The sequence below is a fragment of the Sphingomonas sp. ATCC 31555 genome (genome assembly GCF_000282895.1).
GTDB lineage: Bacteria > Pseudomonadota > Alphaproteobacteria > Sphingomonadales > Sphingomonadaceae > Sphingomonas.
On the sequence record NZ_ALBQ01000009.1, the window covers coordinates 40593 to 59037 of the forward strand.

18 protein-coding genes and 1 pseudogene are annotated in these 18445 nt (G+C 65.5%); 9 read left to right on the plus strand and 10 right to left on the minus strand.

The window, feature by feature from the left end; genetic code table 11:
- Positions 1–63: 63 nt before the first annotated feature.
- The gene (locus B215_RS0103945) at positions 64–1185 is read left to right on the plus strand and encodes a DUF418 domain-containing protein (RefSeq protein ID WP_236704394.1); all 1122 of its coding nucleotides are present in this window, start codon (positions 64–66) and stop codon (positions 1183–1185) included.
- A gap of 81 nt (positions 1186–1266) precedes the next feature.
- Here B215_RS0103945 and clpA read toward each other — a convergent pair whose 3' ends face one another.
- Positions 1267–3588: an ATP-dependent Clp protease ATP-binding subunit ClpA gene (gene clpA, locus B215_RS0103950; protein ID WP_019368326.1), complete on the minus strand. Its 2322-nt coding sequence runs from the start codon at positions 3586–3588 to the stop codon at positions 1267–1269.
- A 138-nt stretch (positions 3589–3726) separates the two neighbouring features.
- Positions 3727–3924 carry a DUF1192 domain-containing protein gene (locus tag B215_RS20790; RefSeq protein WP_082664393.1) on the minus strand — a complete coding sequence of 66 codons (198 nt, stop codon included), beginning with the start codon at positions 3922–3924 and terminating at the stop codon, positions 3727–3729.
- Between the two features lie 78 nt (positions 3925–4002).
- Here B215_RS20790 and B215_RS0103960 point away from each other — a divergent pair, with 78 nt between their 5' ends.
- A complete protein-coding gene (locus B215_RS0103960; protein WP_019368328.1) occupies positions 4003–5013 on the plus strand; it encodes an NAD(P)H-quinone oxidoreductase in 1011 nt (336 codons plus the stop codon).
- Here the strand turns inward: B215_RS0103960 and B215_RS0103965 are convergent, their stop codons facing one another.
- Both B215_RS0103965 and B215_RS0103970 read right to left on the minus strand, forming a co-directional pair.
- On the minus strand, positions 5014–5436 hold the full coding sequence (locus tag B215_RS0103965; RefSeq protein ID WP_019368329.1) for a hypothetical protein: 423 nt from the start codon (positions 5434–5436) through the stop codon (positions 5014–5016).
- A 33-nt stretch (positions 5437–5469) separates the two neighbouring features.
- Positions 5470–5901 carry a hypothetical protein gene (locus tag B215_RS0103970; protein ID WP_019368330.1) on the minus strand — a complete coding sequence of 144 codons (432 nt, stop codon included), beginning with the start codon at positions 5899–5901 and terminating at the stop codon, positions 5470–5472.
- A gap of 109 nt (positions 5902–6010) precedes the next feature.
- Between B215_RS0103970 and B215_RS0103975 the strand changes: the two genes are divergently transcribed.
- From B215_RS0103975 to B215_RS0104000, 6 genes are all read left to right on the plus strand, one after another.
- A complete protein-coding gene (locus B215_RS0103975) occupies positions 6011–6631 on the plus strand; it encodes a YqiJ family protein (protein WP_019368331.1) in 621 nt (206 codons plus the stop codon).
- 38 nt (positions 6632–6669) lie between these two features.
- A complete protein-coding gene (locus B215_RS0103980) occupies positions 6670–8331 on the plus strand; it encodes a flotillin family protein (protein ID WP_019368332.1) in 1662 nt (553 codons plus the stop codon).
- A gap of 143 nt (positions 8332–8474) precedes the next feature.
- On the plus strand, positions 8475–9353 hold the full coding sequence (locus tag B215_RS0103985; RefSeq protein WP_019368333.1) for a UDP-2,3-diacylglucosamine diphosphatase: 879 nt from the start codon (positions 8475–8477) through the stop codon (positions 9351–9353).
- Between the two features lie 23 nt (positions 9354–9376).
- Positions 9377–10399 carry a glycosyltransferase family 4 protein gene (locus tag B215_RS0103990; RefSeq protein ID WP_026008919.1) on the plus strand — a complete coding sequence of 341 codons (1023 nt, stop codon included), beginning with the start codon at positions 9377–9379 and terminating at the stop codon, positions 10397–10399.
- Positions 10400–10529: 130 nt separating this feature from the next.
- On the plus strand, positions 10530–11180 hold the full coding sequence (locus tag B215_RS0103995; protein ID WP_173644861.1) for a DUF1013 domain-containing protein: 651 nt from the start codon (positions 10530–10532) through the stop codon (positions 11178–11180).
- Positions 11181–11360: 180 nt separating this feature from the next.
- Positions 11361–13508: a prolyl oligopeptidase family serine peptidase gene (locus B215_RS0104000; RefSeq protein WP_019368336.1), complete on the plus strand. Its 2148-nt coding sequence runs from the start codon at positions 11361–11363 to the stop codon at positions 13506–13508.
- 21 nt (positions 13509–13529) lie between these two features.
- Here B215_RS0104000 and B215_RS0104005 read toward each other — a convergent pair whose 3' ends face one another.
- The 3 genes from B215_RS0104005 to B215_RS21495 all read right to left on the minus strand — a co-directional run bounded on the left by B215_RS0104005 (position 13530) and on the right by B215_RS21495 (position 14580).
- On the minus strand, positions 13530–13985 hold the full coding sequence (locus B215_RS0104005) for a hypothetical protein (protein WP_019368337.1): 456 nt from the start codon (positions 13983–13985) through the stop codon (positions 13530–13532).
- Positions 13986–14075: 90 nt separating this feature from the next.
- Entirely contained in the window at positions 14076–14363 is a 288-nt protein-coding gene (locus B215_RS0104010) for a hypothetical protein (RefSeq protein WP_019368338.1), read from the minus strand.
- 43 nt (positions 14364–14406) lie between these two features.
- Positions 14407–14580, minus strand: coding sequence for a hypothetical protein (locus B215_RS21495; RefSeq protein ID WP_019368339.1), 174 nt, complete (start codon positions 14578–14580; stop codon positions 14407–14409).
- 193 nt (positions 14581–14773) lie between these two features.
- On the opposite strand from B215_RS21495, the gene guaA reads away from it, so the two are divergent.
- Entirely contained in the window at positions 14774–16333 is a 1560-nt protein-coding gene (guaA, locus tag B215_RS0104020; protein WP_026008922.1) for a glutamine-hydrolyzing GMP synthase, read from the plus strand.
- Between the two features lie 19 nt (positions 16334–16352).
- Here guaA and B215_RS0104025 read toward each other — a convergent pair whose 3' ends face one another.
- From B215_RS0104025 to B215_RS22110, 3 genes and pseudogenes are all read right to left on the minus strand, one after another.
- On the minus strand, positions 16353–17600 hold the full coding sequence (locus B215_RS0104025; protein ID WP_019368341.1) for an MFS transporter: 1248 nt from the start codon (positions 17598–17600) through the stop codon (positions 16353–16355).
- A 116-nt stretch (positions 17601–17716) separates the two neighbouring features.
- Positions 17717–18091: a hypothetical protein gene (locus B215_RS21730; protein ID WP_236704395.1), complete on the minus strand. Its 375-nt coding sequence runs from the start codon at positions 18089–18091 to the stop codon at positions 17717–17719.
- A 111-nt stretch (positions 18092–18202) separates the two neighbouring features.
- Positions 18203–18442, minus strand: a pseudogene (locus tag B215_RS22110) (HvfC/BufC N-terminal domain-containing protein); the annotation flags it as partial.
- Between the last annotated feature and the right edge of the window lie 3 nt (positions 18443–18445).

Consider the following 18445-nt stretch of genomic DNA (forward strand, 5'->3'; position numbering starts at 1 on the left):
AATCAACCCCGAGCTTCTTCCATCCGCCTTGATGTTGTGGACGTTCTACGCGGCTTCGCACTGATGGCGCTGTTTCTAGTGCATATCATCGAAAGCTACGAGCTTTTCTGGGCCGTGGAAAAGCCCGGGCGCATCTCCGACGTCGTCTTCACCCTGTTCATGGGCAAAAGCTTCTCGCTGCTCGCGCTGTGCTTCGGGTTCAGCTTCTTCATCCTGATGGATCGCGCGGCTGCGCGGGGGGTGGATTTTAGCGGGCGGTTCGCATGGCGTCTGCTGATCCTGTTCGGCATCGGGTTCCTGCACTCGCTGGTCTATCGCGGCGACATCATCCAGACGCTGGCGGCGCTTGGCTTGGTGTTGCTGCTGGTCAACCGGATCCGCAGCAACGTGCTGCTGCTGACAGCGGCGTGCCTCTGCTTTGCGGGGCCTTCGCTGATCGCGCAAGTGATCGCGGCCGCGAGCGGTGCCGCCTGGGCCACCGGCCCGGCGATGTCGTCGTTCGATCCCGGCATGCCGCTCTATCTGCACGGCACGCTTTGGCAGGTATTGCGGGTCAATCTTTGGGAGGGCCAGCAATCCAAGTTCTGGTTCTTCCTGGAATATGGTCGGCTGGTGCAGATCCTTGGTCTTTACCTGCTCGGCCTGGTGCTGGGCCGCACCGGCTTTTTTGAAGATTTGGCCAGGAGCCGCGGCTGGCGCCGCATCGCGCTCCCCGGGGTTGCCGTGCTCGCCATCGGCTTGTTCCTGATGCGGGAGCCGCTGCGGCTAGAATTCGCCGATTTGGGCTATGGCGCGTCGGCCGAGCGGGCATTCTGGGCGCTGATCAACATGTGGCTCGACCTTGCGGGCACCGCCTTCTGGGCGCTGCTGGTGATCGCGCTGTACGACGGGCGCGCGCGATGGTTGGTACGGCCGCTGGCGGCGCCCGGACGGCTGACGCTGACCTTCTACATCCTGCAATCGGTGGTCTTCGTTCCGCTCTTCTACGGCTACGGGCTGGGCCTATACGACGATTGGGATGCGGCCACCCGCTTATATGTCGGCCTGGCGGCGGCCGCGGTGCAGATCGTGGCGGCGCATTGGTGGCTGGCGCACTTCCGCTATGGCCCGATCGAGTGGGTGTGGCGCGCGCTGACTTATTGGAGTGCGGATATCCCGTTCCGCCGGACCAGCCCGCAACCCTGACCTGCAGCCTAGCGACGACAGAGAAAAGGCCCGGGGAAGAGCTCCCCGGGCCTTTTGTGTTCAGACGGACGCGGTGCCGGATCAGGCACCGGCGGGTTCCGCCTTCTTGCCCTTTTTCGGCTTCTTGGGTGCGGCCGGCACGATTTCGAACGCCAGCGCATTGTCCTTCAGCTTCACGTTCACTTCGCCGCCATGAACGAGCTTGCCGAACAGCAGCTCCTCGGCGAGCGGCTGCTTGATCTTCTCCTGCATCAGCCGGCCCATCGGACGGGCGCCGTACAGCTTGTCATAGCCGCGCTTGGTGAGCCACGCCTTGGCTTCCTCGTCCAGCTGGATGTGGACGCCGCGATCGGTGAGCTGCAGCTCCAGCTGGAGCACGAACTTGTCGACGACACGGGCGACGACTTCCGGCGGCAGATAGCCGAACGGCACGATCGCATCGAGGCGGTTGCGGAATTCCGGGGTGAAGAGGTTCTTCACCGCTTCTTCCTGCACGTCCTCGCGGCTCAGTTCGCCGAAGCCCACGCTTTCCTTCGCCATGTCCGACGCACCGGCATTGGTGGTCATGATGAGGATGGTGTTGCGGAAATCGACGGTCTTGCCGTGGTGATCGGTCAGCTTGCCGTTGTCCATCACCTGCAACAGGATGTTGAACAGGTCCGGATGCGCCTTTTCGATTTCGTCGAGCAGCAGCACCGAATGCGGGTTCTGGTCGACCGCGTCGGTCAGCAGGCCGCCCTGGTCATAGCCGACATAGCCCGGAGGGGCACCGATCAGCCGGCTGACCGAGTGGCGTTCCATGTACTCGGACATGTCGAAGCGCTGGAGCGGGATACCGAGCAGCGTCGCGAGCTGCTTCGCCACCTCGGTCTTGCCGACGCCCGTGGGGCCCGAGAACAGATAGTTGCCGATCGGCTTGTCCGGATCGCGCAGGCCCGCACGGCTGAGCTTGATCGCCGAGGACAGCACTTCGATCGCCTTGTCCTGGCCGAACACGACGCGCTTCAGATCCTGCTCGATATTGGCGAGCACGCGGGTGTCGTCGGACGAGACGGTCTTGGCCGGGATCCGCGCCATGGTCGCGATGACCTGCTCGATCTCCTTGGGGGTGATGACCTTCTTGCGCTTCGACGGCGCCACCAGCATCTGCATCGCGCCGACTTCGTCGATCACGTCGATCGCCTTGTCGGGCAGCTTGCGGTCGTTGATGTAGCGCGCCGACAGCTCCACCGCCGACTTGATCGCGTCGGGGGTGTACTTCACCGAATGGTGCTGCTCGAAGGCCGAGCGCAGGCCGGCCAGAATCTTCACCGTATCCTCTACCGACGGCTCGTTGACGTCGATCTTCTGGAAGCGGCGCAGCAGCGCGCGGTCCTTCTCGAAATGGTTGCGGAACTCCTTGTACGTGGTCGAACCGATGCACCGGATCGTGCCGCCAGACAGCGCCGGCTTGAGCAGGTTCGACGCATCCATCGCGCCGCCGCTGGTAGCCCCAGCGCCGATCACGGTGTGGATCTCGTCGATGAACAGCACCGCGTGGGGCAGCTTCTCGAGTTCGGAGACGACCTGCTTCAGCCGCTCCTCGAAATCGCCGCGATAGCGGGTGCCGGCGAGCAGGGCGCCCATGTCGAGCGAGTAGATCACCGCGTCCTTCAGCACGTCGGGGACTTCGCCCTCGATGATCTTGCGCGCCAGCCCCTCGGCGATGGCAGTCTTGCCGACGCCGGGATCGCCCACATAGAGCGGGTTGTTCTTGCTGCGCCGGCACAGGATCTGGACGGTGCGGTCGACTTCGGCGGAGCGGCCGATCAGCGGATCGACCTTGCCGATCTTCGCCTTCTCGTTGAGGTCGACGGTGAACTGCTTGAGCGCGCTCTCACCCTTGCCCGTCTTCGCCTCCTGCTTGTTCGACTTGTCGTCCTCGGCAGCGCCCTTGGGGGTGCTCGCCTCGGTGGGCGTGGAACCGCCCTTGCCGACGCCGTGGCTGATATAGCTGACGGCATCGAGGCGGCTCATGTCCTGCTGCTGCAGGAAATAGACCGCGTAGCTCTCGCGCTCGCTGAACAGCGCGACCAGCACGTTCGCGCCGGTCACTTCGTCGCGACCCGAAGACTGGACGTGCAGGATCGCGCGCTGGACGACGCGCTGGAACCCGCTGGTGGGGGAAGGATCGGTGGCATTGTCCACCTTCAGCGCTTCCAGCTCGGTATCGAGATAGTGCGCCACGGTGGTCTTCAACTCGCCCAGATCCACTCCACACGCGCTCATCACCTTGGAGGCGTGTTCGTCGTCGATCAACGCGAGCAGCAGATGCTCGAGCGTCGCATATTCGTGGCGGCGGGCAGAGGCTGCCTCGAGCGCCTTGTGGAGAGTGGCTTCAAGAGCGGAGGCGAAACTAGGCATTCGGATACAACTCCAGTCGGGCCGAAAGGGTGCCGAGCCCGTATTCCCTTATGTCGGGAGGGCAGGGCTCTGCATCAAGCGCTGCGGCCCCGCACCGGCGGATCGTGGCGTATCGCCCGAATTCCGGTGCCGTGACGCTCATCTCTTAAATAGAGCGTCTGCGCTTGCGCGGTGGTGAACAGCCTGTTGAATCTTTCCGCGACATCGAGAGATCTCGTTTTCCAGCAAACGGATACGCGCTTCGAGTTCGGCGACCGAGAAGGGATCGAGATCCTGCCTGGCCAGCTGCACCGCGAGGTCGTCGGAACGACGCGGAAGATTTTCATCGGCGTCCATGCGACGAAACGTTGACCCGGTGCGGTGCGATGTCAATAAGGCGCCGGATTTCTCCTTAGGTTAAAAAGCGACGAACCGATGATCGCAGCCGAAATGATGCTGGCCATCGATCCCGATGCGCCGGGCGGCCCCGAAGTGCTGGTGCCGGTGGCGCGCCCGGTCCCCACGCCTGGGGAAGGGGAAGTACTCGTCCGAGTCGCGGCCGCAGGGGTCAACCGGCCCGAGGTTTTGCAGCGGCAGGGCAAATATCCGCCGCCGCCGGGCGCACCATCGATCCTCGGCATGGAAATCGCGGGCACCGTCGTCGCGCTGGGCGGCAAGGCCGACGAGTCGCTGCTCGGCCAGCGGGTGTGCGCGCTGATTGCCGGCGGCGCCTATGCGGAATACGCGATAGCCCCCGCAGGCCAGTGCCTACCCGTGCCGCCGGCGCTTACCCTGGTGGAAGCCGCGGCGATGCCGGAGACGCTTTTCACCGTCTGGTCCAATCTGTTCGAGCGGGCCTGGGCAGGGCCCGGCGAGACGGTACTTGTGCATGGGGGCACCAGCGGCATCGGAACCATGGCGATCGCGCTGGCGAAGCTGTTCGATCTGAAGATCGTGGTCACTGCCGGATCCGACGAGAAGTGCGCGGCGGCCCGCGCGCTCGGAGCCGATCTGGCGATCAACTACAAGACGCAGGATTTCGTTGAAGCGGTAAAAGCCTTCACCGGTGGCAAGGGCGTGGAGATCGTGATCGACATGGTCGGCGGCGATTACGTGCCGCGCAACCTGCAGTGCCTGGCTGAAGAGGGGCGTCATGTCTCGATTGCGGTGCAGGGCGGCGCCACCGCCACCATTCCGATCTGGGATGTGATGCGTCGCCGCCTGACGTTGACCGGATCCACGCTGCGCCCGCGCTCCACCGAGTTCAAGTCGCTGGTCGCCGACGAACTGCGACGCACCGTCTGGCCGCTGGTCGCCGAAGGCAGGCTCAAGCCCGTGATCGATCGCACCTACCCGCTGGCAGAAGCGCCCGACGCGCATCGGCGCATGGAAGCGGGGGAGCATATCGGCAAGATCGTACTGACGATCGGCGACGCCCGCGCCTGATCAGGCGGCCAGCGGGCGCTGCACCAGCGCTTCCTCGGCCATTGGCAGCAACAGCTGCTCCTGATGCGCGACCCGGCGTTCGAACATCCGCAGAAGGCGATGCACGGCCCGGACGTGGCCCGGCGGGTTCGCCAGGACCGCGCCCAGCGGCCACGCGGCGAAATAGTCGAGCGTGCGCTGGCGCCATTCAAGATCCTGTTCGGTGGTGCGGCGCGCCATCGCCAGATGCGCACAATCGTCGCTCTCGCGTAGCGTGGCAAGAAGCAGGCGGTCCTTGGTGATCCCATGGATCCGCATCGCCTCCAATAGGCGGCTGCGGGCTGCCTCCAGTGCGTGGGCACTCGGCCGGGGGTCGATCAGGAGCAGTGCCTTCGCGGCATCGATCAGTTCTTGGGTACAGGCGAACAGCGCGGTGAATTGCATCGGGATCCTTCCTGAGGACATTCTAGCGATGTTTCAGTCCGCTGAGCGTTGTCCCGGCGAAGAAATGATCTTGGCTAGCGCGGGATACGCGGATTCCTCGGCAAATTGCACCCGCCCCTCGAGCCACCTTAGGAATCTGCGCACGTCCCTTCGGTAGCCGGCAGGATCTTCGGCGATCCGCGCGAGCGGCCAACGCTGATGATGGGCGAGCCCCAGATGGCGCCCCTCCAGGTCCCGCTCGACGCAGTATCGGGCAAGCGCGGCAAGCGCGGGGTCGCTGCTCCGGCGCAGGGGCTGCAGCACTGCCTGCTCCTGTACGACGAAGAAGCGGCTGTGCGCGAGCGCAACCCTCTTTCTGAGGGCTGCGAGCTGCTCGACGTCGATCGGCGGCTCCCCGGAACGGAGGATCTCCTCCATCATCTGCAGAATGTCCCGGGTAAGGTGGCGCAGGGAGTCGAGCGACATGAGCGTCCTTTGCCCTTCATTGTAGACGGCGAAACGTGACTCGCCGTTCCGATTTCGCTTCAACCCGCGCCGCGAGGCGGCTAGCCTGCAAGGGTTCGGGGAGGGGGCATTGCTCGAAGTCGTTACCGCGTCCGGCAGCATGGCATTCGTCTCGGCGCTTGCGCTTATGCTGCTGATCGGCGCCGTCCAATTGGTTGGCCTGGGCGGGGACTGGGCTGAGGTTAATGCGGGGGTCGACGGCGACAGCTCGGTCGATGTGCTCGGCTGGCTGGGCGTCGGGCGAGTGCCGATGCTTGTCCTGATCGTGCTCTTCCTCGCCCTGTTCGGCGTGCTGGGGCTCGTCGTGCAGCAGGTGGCGCATGACTGGTTCGGCGCGCCGTTGGACGGCTGGATCGTCGTGCCGGGCGTCGCGCTTGCGTCCTTGCCGCTGACGGCAGTGGCGGCCCGTGCCGTCGGCCGCATTCTGCCGCGCGACCTGACCACCGCCGTTCCGATTGAAAGCCTTGTCGGCACTACCGCCCGGATCGTGATTGGCCGGGCGACACCCGGATCGCCGGCTCGGGCGCAGGCGCACGACGCACATGGCCAGGTCCACTACGTCATGGTCGAACCCGATAGCGCCGGCCAATATTTCGAGCAGGGCGAGAAGATCCTGCTCGTCCGGCGGGAGGGTGAAACCTTCCGTGCCATATCTTGGGGCGACCATCGTCTGCCCCGTCTCGAAGGCTGAACCTCATGCAGTCACTTGTTCCCCAAGGAGCCACGTCGATGCTGCCCTATTTCGCCTATGCGGGCGCGGCACTGCTGGCGCTGATCATCATCGGCATCACCTTTGCCAAGCTGTACAAGCGCGCGTCCAAGGAAGTCGGTTTTGTGCGCACCGGCGCCGGGGGCGAGAAGGTCGTGATCAACGGCGGCGCCCTGGTGCTGCCGGTATTCCACGAAACCATGCCGGTGAACCTCAACACCGTGCGCCTGGCGGTGGAGCGCAAGAATTCGGACGCGCTGATCACGCTCGATCGGCTGCGCATCGACGTGAAGGCAGAATTTTATGTGCGGGTAAAGCCCGACGCCCAGTCGATCGCGATCGCGGCGCAAACGCTGGGCATGCGTACCATGAACCCGGACATGCTGAAGGAGCTGGTGGAAGGCAAGTTCGTCGATGCGCTCCGCTCCGTGGCTGCGGGCATGACGATGGCGCAACTCCACGAACAGCGTAGCGATTTCGTGCAGAAGGTGCAGCAGGTAAGCTCCGCCGATCTGGCGATGAACGGGCTGGAGCTGGAAAGCGTGTCGCTGACCGGTCTGGACCAGACTTCGATCGAACATTTCAACGCTAATAACGCGTTCGACGCCGAAGGCCTGACCAAGCTGACCGAACAGATCGAGCTGCGCAAAAAGGCGCGCAACGATATCGAGCAGGATACCCGCGTCCAGATCGAGACCAAGAACCTTGAAGCCCAGCGCCAATCCTTCCTGATCGGCCGGGACACCGAATTCGCCCGCCTGGAGCAGGAGCGCGAGCTGGAAGTGCGTCGCGCCGAACAGGCGTCCGAAGTCGCCCGCGAACAGGCGGCGCGGCAGCGCGAGGCCGAACAGGCGAGGATCGAGGCGAAGCGGCAGATCGATGCGCAGCAGATCGAGGCCGATCGCGCGATCCAGGAAGCAAAGATCGCCCAGGCGCAGGCGCTCGAACTCGCTCGGCAGGAACAGCAGATCGCTGTTCAGAACAAAAGCCGCGAGGAAAGCCAGGCCAGGGCGGTGGCGGACAAGGCGCGCGCCGAGGCGGTGGTCGCCGAGGAAGCCGTGCGTACCGCGCGCGAGGCCGAGGTGGCCGAGCGTACCAAGCGGATCGAGTTGATCGACGCTTCACGCGAGGCGGAGCGCGCCGCCATCGCCATTAAGGTGCAGGCGGAGGCCGAGAAGGCGGCCGCTGCCGATCGCGCCGAAGCCGCTCGCCTGGCGGCGGAGGGCGAAGCGGAGGCCGCCAAGCTGAAGGCCGAGGCCGATCGTGTGCGCTTCGAAGTCGAAGCGGCGGGCCAGCGGGCGGTGAACGAAGCAGCGAATCTGCTTTCGTCGGATCAGGTCTCGCTGCAGACCAAGCTGGCGCTGCTCAATGTGCTCCCCGAACTGGTGCGCGAAGCGGCGAGGCCGCTGGAGGCGATCGATTCGATCAAGATCGTGCAGGTCGATGGCCTGAACGGCCGGAGCGGCGGCGTGGCGGGCGGTGCCGCCAACGATGGAGATGGTGACCGCAATCTCGCCAATTCGGCCGTTGCTGCGGCACTGCGCTACCGTGCCCAAGCGCCGGTTATCGATGGCCTGATGCGCGAACTCGGCTTCGATGGCAGCACGCTTGATACGCTGGTGTCCGGCGCGACGGCGCAGGCAAGCCCGCCGGCCGCACCCGTTGCCCCGGCGGCCGAGTAACCGAGCAGGGCTGTGTCGGCGCGTTCGGTACAGCCCGTTCGAATATGTGTGACAAGCGTGTGAAAAGCGAACGATTCGAAATGTAACAATGCTGGGCCATAGGCGAATCCCGGGTAAGCACAGCGATCCACGGGAAGTTGGCAATGGCCACGATCACCAGGCTTTCTTTCGACGTCGCCGGTCTGGCGGACTTTCACGCATCAACTCCGACGATTCCGGAGCGGGCGATCACCAGTCGTCGCAAGTATCGCACCGTGTGGATTTCCGACGTCCATCTCGGAACGCGGGGCTGCAACGCCGAGATGCTGATCGACTTTCTCGACCATGTCGACAGCGACAAGATGTATTTGGTCGGCGACATTATCGACGGCTGGGCGATGAAGAAGCGCTTTTACTGGCCGGCGACCCACAACGACATCGTCTGGCGGGTGCTGAAGCGGGCGAGGCGGGGCACCGAAATCGTCTACATTCCCGGCAACCACGACGAGATGTTTCGCCAGTTCACCGGGCTCGATTTCGGCGGCGTGAAGATCAAGCGCCAGGCGATCCACACCACCGCCGATGGTCGCCGCCTGCTGGTGCTGCACGGCGATGAGTTCGACGCGATCACCTTGTCGCACCGCTGGCTCGCGCACCTTGGCGACGCTGCCTACGAAATGATGATGACGCTCAACCGCTGGTTGAACCGGGTACGGCGCTGGATGGGCCTGCCCTATTGGTCGCTGAGCAAATACGCCAAGCAGAAGGTGAAAAACGCCGTGTCCTTCATTTCCAAGTTCGAGGAAATCGTGGCGCGCGAGGCCGGCGCACGCGGCGTGGACGGCGTGATCGCCGGGCATATCCACAAGGCGGAGATCCGCGCGATCGATGGCATCGCTTATTATAACGACGGCGACTGGGTAGAGGGTTGCACCGCGCTGGTGGAGCATTACGACGGGTCCATGGAAATTCTCCACTGGGCCGAGGAAATCGCGGCACGCGAGTCGTGCGCAGCATCCGAGGTCAGACTGGCGGCGGCGTGACGGCAACGGCGAGGACCGAAGCCGTGCGTATCGCAATTGTGACCGATGCCTGGGAACCCCAGGTCAACGGAGTCGTCCGCACGCTCCAATCGGTGCGGCGGGTGCTGGAACGCGAAGGCCATCACGTGATGGTGGTTTCCCCCGACCGTTTCTATTCGCTGCCTTGCCCGACCTATCCGGAAATCCGGCTGGCAATCACCAGCGTCGCCAGCGTGGGAGCGATGCTGGAAGAATTTGCGCCGAACGCGATCCATCTGGCGACCGAAGGGCCGCTCTGCGTAGCGGCGCGGCGCTGGTGCCTGCGCCAGAAGCGGCCGTTCACCACCGCCTATCACACCCAGTTCCCGGATTATGTCTCGGCGCGTTCGGGCGTCCCGGCGGAATGGATCTGGCGCTACATCCGCTGGTTCCATGCCCCGAGTTCGACGATCCTGGCTTCCACCGCCTCGATCCGCCAGTCGCTGGTCGATCATGGCCTGCCGCAGGTCCGCCATTGGGGGCGGGGGGTCGACCTGGCCCATTTTCACCCCGGCATCGCGCCGCACCCGCGCATGGCGGCGCTGCAAGGACCGGTGATGCTCTATGTCGGTCGCGTCGCGGTCGAAAAGAATCTGGAGGCATTCCTGAAGGTCGATCGGCCCGGCACCAAGGTGGTGGTGGGGGATGGCCCGGCGCGGGCGGCGCTGGAGGCGCGCTACCCGGAGGCGCTGTTCCTCGGCGCGCAGTTCGGCGCGGATCTCGCCGCTGCCTATGCCGCGGCCGATGTGTTCGTCTTCCCCAGTCGCACCGACACGTTCGGACTGGTGATGATCGAGGCGCTGGCCTGCGGCGTTCCGGTCGCTGCCTATCCGGTCACCGGTCCGGTAGACGTGCTGACCCCGGAGACGGGAGCGATGGACGAGGATCTGGGTATCGCCATCGATCGCGCGCTGACTCTCGATCGCGCGACATGCGCCGCTTATGGCCGCAGCTTCACCTGGGAGGCCAGCGCGCACCAGTTCCTGAACGCGCTGGTGCCGATCGGCGACGAGAAGGCGGCGGCCTGAAACGGACGCGTTTGTGGAAAAGCTTGCTCCGGCGGGCAACCTTGCCTACATCAAGAACCAATGCGGCCGCCCGTGATGGGCGGCCCTTATTGTTTCAAGTTCCGGAGATTTGACCGTGGCCCAGCCGCTGATGCCGCACGCGACCGCTTCCTGGCTGGTCGATAACACGTCGCTGTCGTTCGAGCAGATCGCCGAGTTCTGCGGGCTCCATATCCTCGAAGTGCAGGCGATCGCCGACGACACCGCCGCCACCAAGCTCACCGGCCGCGATCCCGTTCGCGCACACGAGCTGACGATGGAAGAAATCGAGAAAGGCCAGCAGAACCCGAACTATGTGATGAAGATGCAGAAGGGCCCCGAGCAGGTCCGCCGCACCAAGGGGCCGCGCTATACGCCGGTTTCGAAGCGGCAGGACAAGCCCGACGGCATCGCCTGGATCCTGCGCAATCATCCCGAAGTTTCGGACGGCGCGATCAGCAAGCTGATCGGCACCACCCGCACCACCATCGCCGCGATCCGCGACCGCACCCACTGGAATATCGGCAACATCGTGCCGAAGGATCCGGTGACGCTGGGCCTGTGCTCGCAGCGCGAGCTGGACGCGCTGGTGTCGAAGGCAGCCAAGGCCGCCGGGATCGAAGCCCCGACCGACACTCGCCTGGAAGGCGATCGCGAGGCGCTGATCGAGCAGCTGCGCGCCGAGCGCGACGCCGCCAGCCACGCGCCCGAGGCTTATGAAGCGCCGATCGAGCGCACGGCCGAGAATCTGTTCAAGCGCTGATTGCCGCATTCTGCGCCGCGCGTGGCAGCGCCGGTTCGCCCGGCGCCGGTCGCGTGCGGCGGTTTGCAATCCGCGCCGATCGACGCCGGCGCTCGACCCCTACCAGATCAATGGTTTCGCGCGCTTGAGCGCAGGCCCCGGCGTGCCTAAGGTCCGCGCATCCTGAAGGAGCTCTCCTTGATGCGTCGCGCTTTCATTTTGCCATTCCTGCTCGCCTCACCTGCCATCGCCCATGCCCAGACCTCGCCGGAGACCACCGCGCCGATGACCCAGATCCGTTATCCCGAAACCCGCCGTGTCGATGTGGTGGACGAACAATTCGGGGTGAAGGTCGCCGATCCCTATCGCTGGCTGGAAAACGACGTGCGCAACGACAGCCAGGTCGCTGCCTGGGTAGAGGCCGAGAACAAGGTGACCGACGCCTATCTGGCGACGCTGCCCGGCCGCGACGCCCTGAAGGCGCGCATCAAGCAGCTTTTCGATTATGAGCGCTTCGGCCTGCCCGAGCGGAAGGGCAGCCGCTATTTCTACGCGCACAATAGTGGCCTGCAGAACCAGGCTGTGCTGTTCGTGCGCGACGGGCTGGACGGCGAGGGGCGCGTGCTGCTCGATCCCAATGGCTGGTCGAAGGACGGGGCGACCGCGCTCGCCGAATGGCTGCCCAGCGAAGACGGCAAGCTGCTCGCCTATTCGATCCAGGATGGCGGCACGGACTGGCGCACGGTGAAGGTGCTCGACGTGGCGACCGGCAAGGAAACCGGCGACACGGTGAACTGGGCGAAATACACCATGGGCCTTTCCTGGGCCAAGGACGGGAGCGGCTTCTTCTATTCGCGCTATCCCGAGCCGCCGGCCGACGCCAAGTTCCAGGCGCTGACCGAGAACCACAAGGTCTATTTCCACAAGCTGGGTACCGACCAGTCGGCCGATCGCCTCGTCTATGAAACGCCCGCGGCGCCGAAGCAGAGCCACTATGCCGGCATTACTGACGATGGCCGATATCTGGTGATCTCCACCAGCGAGGGGACGGACAACAAGAACCTCGTCCATATCGTCGATCTTGCCGATCCGGCGTGGAAGGCGAAGACGGTGATCGGCACGCTGGAGCATGACTGGTCGGCGATCGGCAATGTCGGGACCAAATTCTGGTTCACCACCGATGCCGGGGCTCCGCGCCAGCGCGTCGTGACGATCGATCTCGCCGATCCGTCGCTCACCCCGCACGAAGTGGTGGCCGAGCAAAAGGAGACGCTGGCCGGCGCATCGATCGTCGGTGGGCGGCTGATCCTGAGCTACATGGTCGATGCCGCCACCGAAGTGCGCCGCTATCAGCTCGATGGCACGCCCGACGGCAAGGTCGCGCTGCCGGGAATCGGCACCGCCAGCGGCTTCGGCGGCGACCCGGAGAAGGGCGAGACCTTCTTCGCCTTCACCAGCTTCAACTATCCCACGACGATCTTCCGCTACGACGTGAAGACCGGCGAGGCGCAGCCCTGGGCCAGCCCCAAGGTGGCGTTCGATCCGCAGGACTATGCAGTCGAGCAGCGCTTCTACGCCTCCAAGGACGGCACCCGCGTGCCGATGTTCATCGTCCGCAAGAAGAGCGTGACCGGCCCCGCGCCGACCATCCTCTACGGTTATGGCGGGTTCAACATCCCGATCACGCCGGGCTTCTCCGCCGGCCGGCTCGCCTGGCTGGAACAGGGCGGAGCGTTTGTGGTGGCGAACATCCGCGGCGGTGGGGAATATGGCAAGGCGTGGCACGATGGCGGGCGCCTAGCCAACAAGCAGAACGCGTTCGACGATTTCATCGCCGCCGGCGAAGCGCTGATCGCGCAGGGGATCACCGGCAAGGGGCAACTGGCGATCCAGGGCGGATCGAATGGCGGCCTGCTGGTCGGTGCCGTCACCAACCAGCGGCCGGATCTGTTCGCCGCCGCACTGCCGGCGGTGGGGGTTATGGACATGACCCGGTTCGATCGGTTCACCGCCGGTCGCTACTGGGTAGACGATTATGGCTATCCGGCGAAGGAAGCCGATTTCAAGCGGCTCTACGCCTATTCGCCGTATCACAATATCAAGAGCGGTGCCGCCTATCCGGCGATCCTGGTGACCACCGCCGATACCGATGACCGGGTCGTGCCGGGCCACAGCTTCAAATACGCCGCCGCGCTCCAGCATGCCGAGATCGGCGACAAGCCGCACCTGATCCGGATCGAGACGCGCGCCGGCCATGGCTCTGGCAAGCCGACCGACAAGGTGATTGAGGAAACCGCCGACCTGTGGGCGTTCGCGGCGAAGTGGACGGGGCTGGCGATCCGGCCGTGAGGCGAGCGACCGGGGGGCGCTTCAGCCTTCCAGCAGGGCGTCGGCCAGTCGCCGGTAATAGCCGCAGACGCTGGCCATGTCGCCCCCCGTCACGACGATCGCCGCGCCGACGGCGATCGTCGCCAGGCTCGCAGCGTCAGCCGCGGCGGGCCAGCCGAGCGTGAGCACCGCGCCGCCGCGCCGATCGCCCCGCAGCGCCATGCCGTTGCAGTGGAACAGCGCGTCGCGGGCGCGAGCCAGCGCCTCAAGCCGCGGCCGCTCGTTCTGCCGCTGCCCTCGCTGCGCATGAAAGGCGGCGAGCTTGTTGGCGGTGTTGCGCTGCCGGGGCTGTGCGGCGAAGCCGTGGCGCCAGCAGGCTTCGTCGATCAGGATGTTCAGAAATCGATCCAGTTCGCGCAGGCCATTGGCGATCACGCGCGATCGGCGGCGATGCGCCTGTGGGCAGCCTTGCCCGGCACGTGCGTCTTGCGCCAGCATCCATCCGGCAAAGAAGGCCGCACCGGCGCAGAGCGTAGCATGGGCACGGGCGAACTCGTCCCGTACCGGGGGCAGAGATCGGCGCAGACCTCAGCCAGCCGGCGCGCGTGCCGCAATGGCGCGCTCCACGGCGGCGCACCCGTCGGCGCTTGCCACGGCGAGGTCGAGCGGGCGGCCGCCCAGCGCTTCGTCATGCGCGTTCAGGAACGCCATGGCCTGCTCGCCGCCCAGCACGTTCCAGGCGAGCAGCGCGACGCGGCTTTGCCGCTCGGCGCTTTCCGGGGCCAGGCGCACGGCGGTGAACTTGCGGCGGAACGGGCCCTGCCGGGTTGGCTTGGCGGGCAGCGACTGCGGGACGTCGGCGGACGGTTCGGTCATTCGGCAGGTTCCTTGGCAGAGGGGAGCAGGGGCAGGGCGCCGATCAGAACGGTGTGGGCAGCACCCCGCCAGTGCCCGTTCTTGCCTGAAGCGCTCGGATGCGATCGGCATAGCCGCGGGCAAGGCCGCGGTGCGCCGCCTGCGCCTCGACGCATCCGGCGGTGCCCGCCCGCATCAGCGAAGTCTGGTGGCGCGAAAGAAGATCGTTGAGGTCCATTACGGGTCTCCGGCTTGCGTAAGCGGGAGCGCATCCGTCTCTCAGCCGCTGGCGCTTACGGAACCGTCTTGCCTGCGATACGCTTGATATGGGGATTGAGCGGCGCCGGCGTAACCCCCGCGTGCGGCGGCTATGACTGTTTCTGGCGTCGACCCCCTTTGACAGCCCGGCGATGGCTCCCTATCCGCCGGCCATGACGCTCCAGCACACCGACTCAATCCTGATCGTCGATTTCGGCAGCCAGGTGACCCAGCTGATCGCGCGCCGCGTTCGTGAAGCCGGGGTCTATTCCGAGATCGCGCCCTTCACCACCGCTGCCGAGGCTTTTGCCCGGATGAAGCCCAAGGGCGTGATTCTCTCCGGATCGCCCGCATCGGTGCTGGAAGACGGCTCGCCGCGGGTGCCGCAGGAGATCTTCGACAGCGGCCTGCCGGTCCTCGGCATCTGCTATGGCCAGCAGGTGATGATGCACCAGCTCGGTGGCGAAGTCGTGCTGGGCGACAGCGGCGAGTTCGGCCGTGCCTTTATCGAGATTCAGGACAGCTGCGTGCTGTTCGACGGGCTCTGGCAGGAAAGCGAGAGTCATCAGGTGTGGATGAGCCATGGCGACAAGGTCGTCCAGCTCGCCCCCGGCTTCCGCCCGGTCGCCACCAGCCCCGGCTCGCCCTATGCGGTGATCGCGAATGACGAGCGCCGCTACTACGCGATGCAGTTCCACCCGGAAGTGGTCCACACGCCCGATGGTGCCAAGCTGCTCGCTAATTTCGTGCGGCACGTTTGCGGTCTGTCCGGCGACTGGACGATGGCCGAGTTCCGCGCCGCCAAGATCGCCGAGATCCGCGCGCAGGTGGGCAGCGGCAAGGTGATCTGCGGCCTGTCCGGGGGTGTCGATTCCGCCGTCGCCGCCGTGCTGATCCATGAGGCAATCGGTGACCAGCTGACCTGCGTTTTCGTCGATCACGGCCTGATGCGCGCCGGCGAGGCCGATCAGGTGGTCAGCCTGTTCCGTGGCCATTACAACATCCCGCTCGTCCATGTGAATGCCGAGACGCTGTTCCTGAACGGCCTTGCCGGAGTCACCGATCCCGAGGCGAAGCGCAAGTTCATCGGCAAGACCTTCATCGACGTGTTCGAGGACGAGGCCAAGAAGATCGGCGGCGCCGATTTCCTGGCGCAGGGCACGCTCTATCCGGACGTAATCGAAAGCGTGAGCTTCACCGGCGGGCCGTCGGTGACGATCAAGAGCCACCACAATGTCGGCGGCCTGCCCGCGCGGATGAACATGCAGCTGGTCGAGCCGCTGCGTGAACTGTTCAAGGACGAAGTCCGCGCACTGGGCCGCGAACTGGGCCTGCCGGACGTGTTCGTCGGCCGCCATCCGTTCCCGGGGCCGGGCCTGGCGATCCGCATCCCGGGCGAAGTGACCAAGGAACGCTGCGACATCCTGCGCAAGGCAGACGCGATCTATCTCGAGGAAATCCGCAACGCGGGGCTCTACGACGCGATCTGGCAGGCTTTCGCGGTGCTCACCCCGGTGCGCAGCGTAGGCGTGATGGGCGACGGGCGTACCTATGACAGCGTGCTGGCGCTGCGCGCGGTGACCTCGATCGACGGCATGACCGCCGAGGCGTTCGAATTTCCCGGCGGCTTCCTGCCACGCGTGGCGACCCGTATCGTCAACGAGGTGCGCGGCGTGAACCGGGTGACGTACGACTATACCAGCAAGCCGCCCGGCACGATCGAGTGGGAATGATCCCGAATCCCCCAAGCGCCTAGCCGGCCCGGTCCCGCTCGATTGCTTCGAGCGACTTGCCTTCGTTGCGCGGGGCCCAGACGACGCCGATCACGCCGGAAGCGGCCAGGAAGCCGGTGAGGATCCAGGCGAGCGTGGTGAAATCCTGCGCGGCAAGGCTGGGCACGGCGAGGCTCCAGATGCCGAGACTGATGCGCACGATCGCAAAGGTAAGGCCCTGCGCGGTCGAGCGGATCGCGGTGGGGAACAGCTCGGCCGACCAGAGCTGGAAGAAGCTCTGCGCGCCGAAGCCGCCCGCTACCCCCATGATGACGATGTGCAGGATCACGATCTCAAGCCGAAAGCCGAAGATTGCCAGCACCGCCATGCCGATCACGTGCAGGGCCGCCGAGATGCCGAACAGCAGCCGCTGGTTCACCCGGTCTGCCAGCGTCATGAAAATGCCGAGGATCGAGAGCATGCCGATCAGGAAATAGCTCGCCGGCAGCATCGTCGCTGTCCATTCGGGAAGATGGTTCTGCGCGATCAGATAGGGCGTGAAGAAGCCGTTATAGCCGGCCCACAGGTTCCACAGGCCGTACATACCCGCCAGGAAGGCAATCGCGCCCAGGTAGCGCGGGGCGAACAGCGCGCGCCAGTCGATGCTGGCGGTGCCTGCCCGGCGCGCGGCCTGTGCTTCCTCCCAGCGTTCCGACTCCTGCATGCGCGAGCGCAGGAAGGTCAGACCGATGGCCAGGATCGCCAGGTGCGCGAACAGCCAGCGTATGCCGGCAATGCCGAACGGCTGCAGCCAATAGGCGGCGACCAGCACTGCCACCGGCCCCAGATACCAGAGCAACTGCGCCACGCCCGAATGCGCGCCGCGCCGGGTATCCGGCGCCTGCTCGGCGATCAGCGACCAGGATGCCGGAATGTCTGCGCCCACGGCCAGACCGACCAGCACGAAGCCGAGCACGATCATCCAGGGCGCGCTGGCGAACACCAGCCAGAGCATGCCGAAGGCGTAGAACAGCATGTCATACTGGTAGATCTTCTTGCGCCCGAACCGGTCGCACAGCACGCCGCCGAGCAGCGCGCCCACGCCCGCAGAGATCGCATTGGCGCTGAACGCCCCGATCAGGCCGATGAATCCGTCCGAAAGCCCGAACTGCGCTTTCCACAGCGCCAGCGCAACCGATCCCGAGACGATCGAACCGGCATCGATATAGTTCGCCAGTCCCGCTAGAATCGAATTACGCCACGATCCCTGGCCTGCGCCTGCTGCCACTGCATCTCTCCCGCTTTTCGCCGTTGTTGTTCGGCGTCGGGTGCGGCGCAAGGCATGTTGTTCTTTTGCGCAACCGGATTGGCTGGAGGGAGAAGCGCGGGCGAGGACCGTCGGGTTCAGAATATTTCCGCGATCAGCCCGTCGCGCAGCCAGCCGCCCAGCCAACTGCCGGCGATCGTCGCACCCTGCTCGGCGCCCTCTACTGCGGCAAGCGCGTCGCACAATGCACCGAAGCAGGTGCCCGCCAGCAACTGCTGCAGCGCCTCTGCCTCTGCGCGTTCGGCGGAGCGAAAGCTGGGGTGGAACCCCCGTCGCCAGAACAGCACGGTTGCCGGTTGGGTCAGCGCCGCCGCTGGCGGTGGGGCTGCGCCTGCCGCAAGGGCCTGCCACAGTGCGGCCGCGTTGGTGGTGACCGGCAACAGTGTCATGCTGGGGACGAAGCGGAATCGCGCGCGCTCCCAATCGACGCCGCCAAGTGCCGCAGCCGCCACCGGCACGGCATCGGGAGTAGTGAAGGCCGCCGCAAGGCCCCATTCGATCTGCGCCAGATCAACGGCTGTCGGATCATCCGGGTAGAGCGCGGCGATCGTCTGCGCGAAATCGGCGCCATAGGCGTCGAGCGTCCACGAATGTGGCGGCGCGGTCTCAATATGTCGTGCCGCGGCGGAGAAGAATGCCGCATCGCCTAACCACCGTCGCAGCTGGGGGTAGCCGCTCTCCAGCGCATGAATCAGCTGACTACGATAGTTGTTGAGATAGATGTCCAGCCCCGGCCCGCGGCCCAGCTGCGCTGCCGCGTCGGGGCATTCGGCGCGGAGCCAGCGGCCGAATTCGGCTTGCAGCTA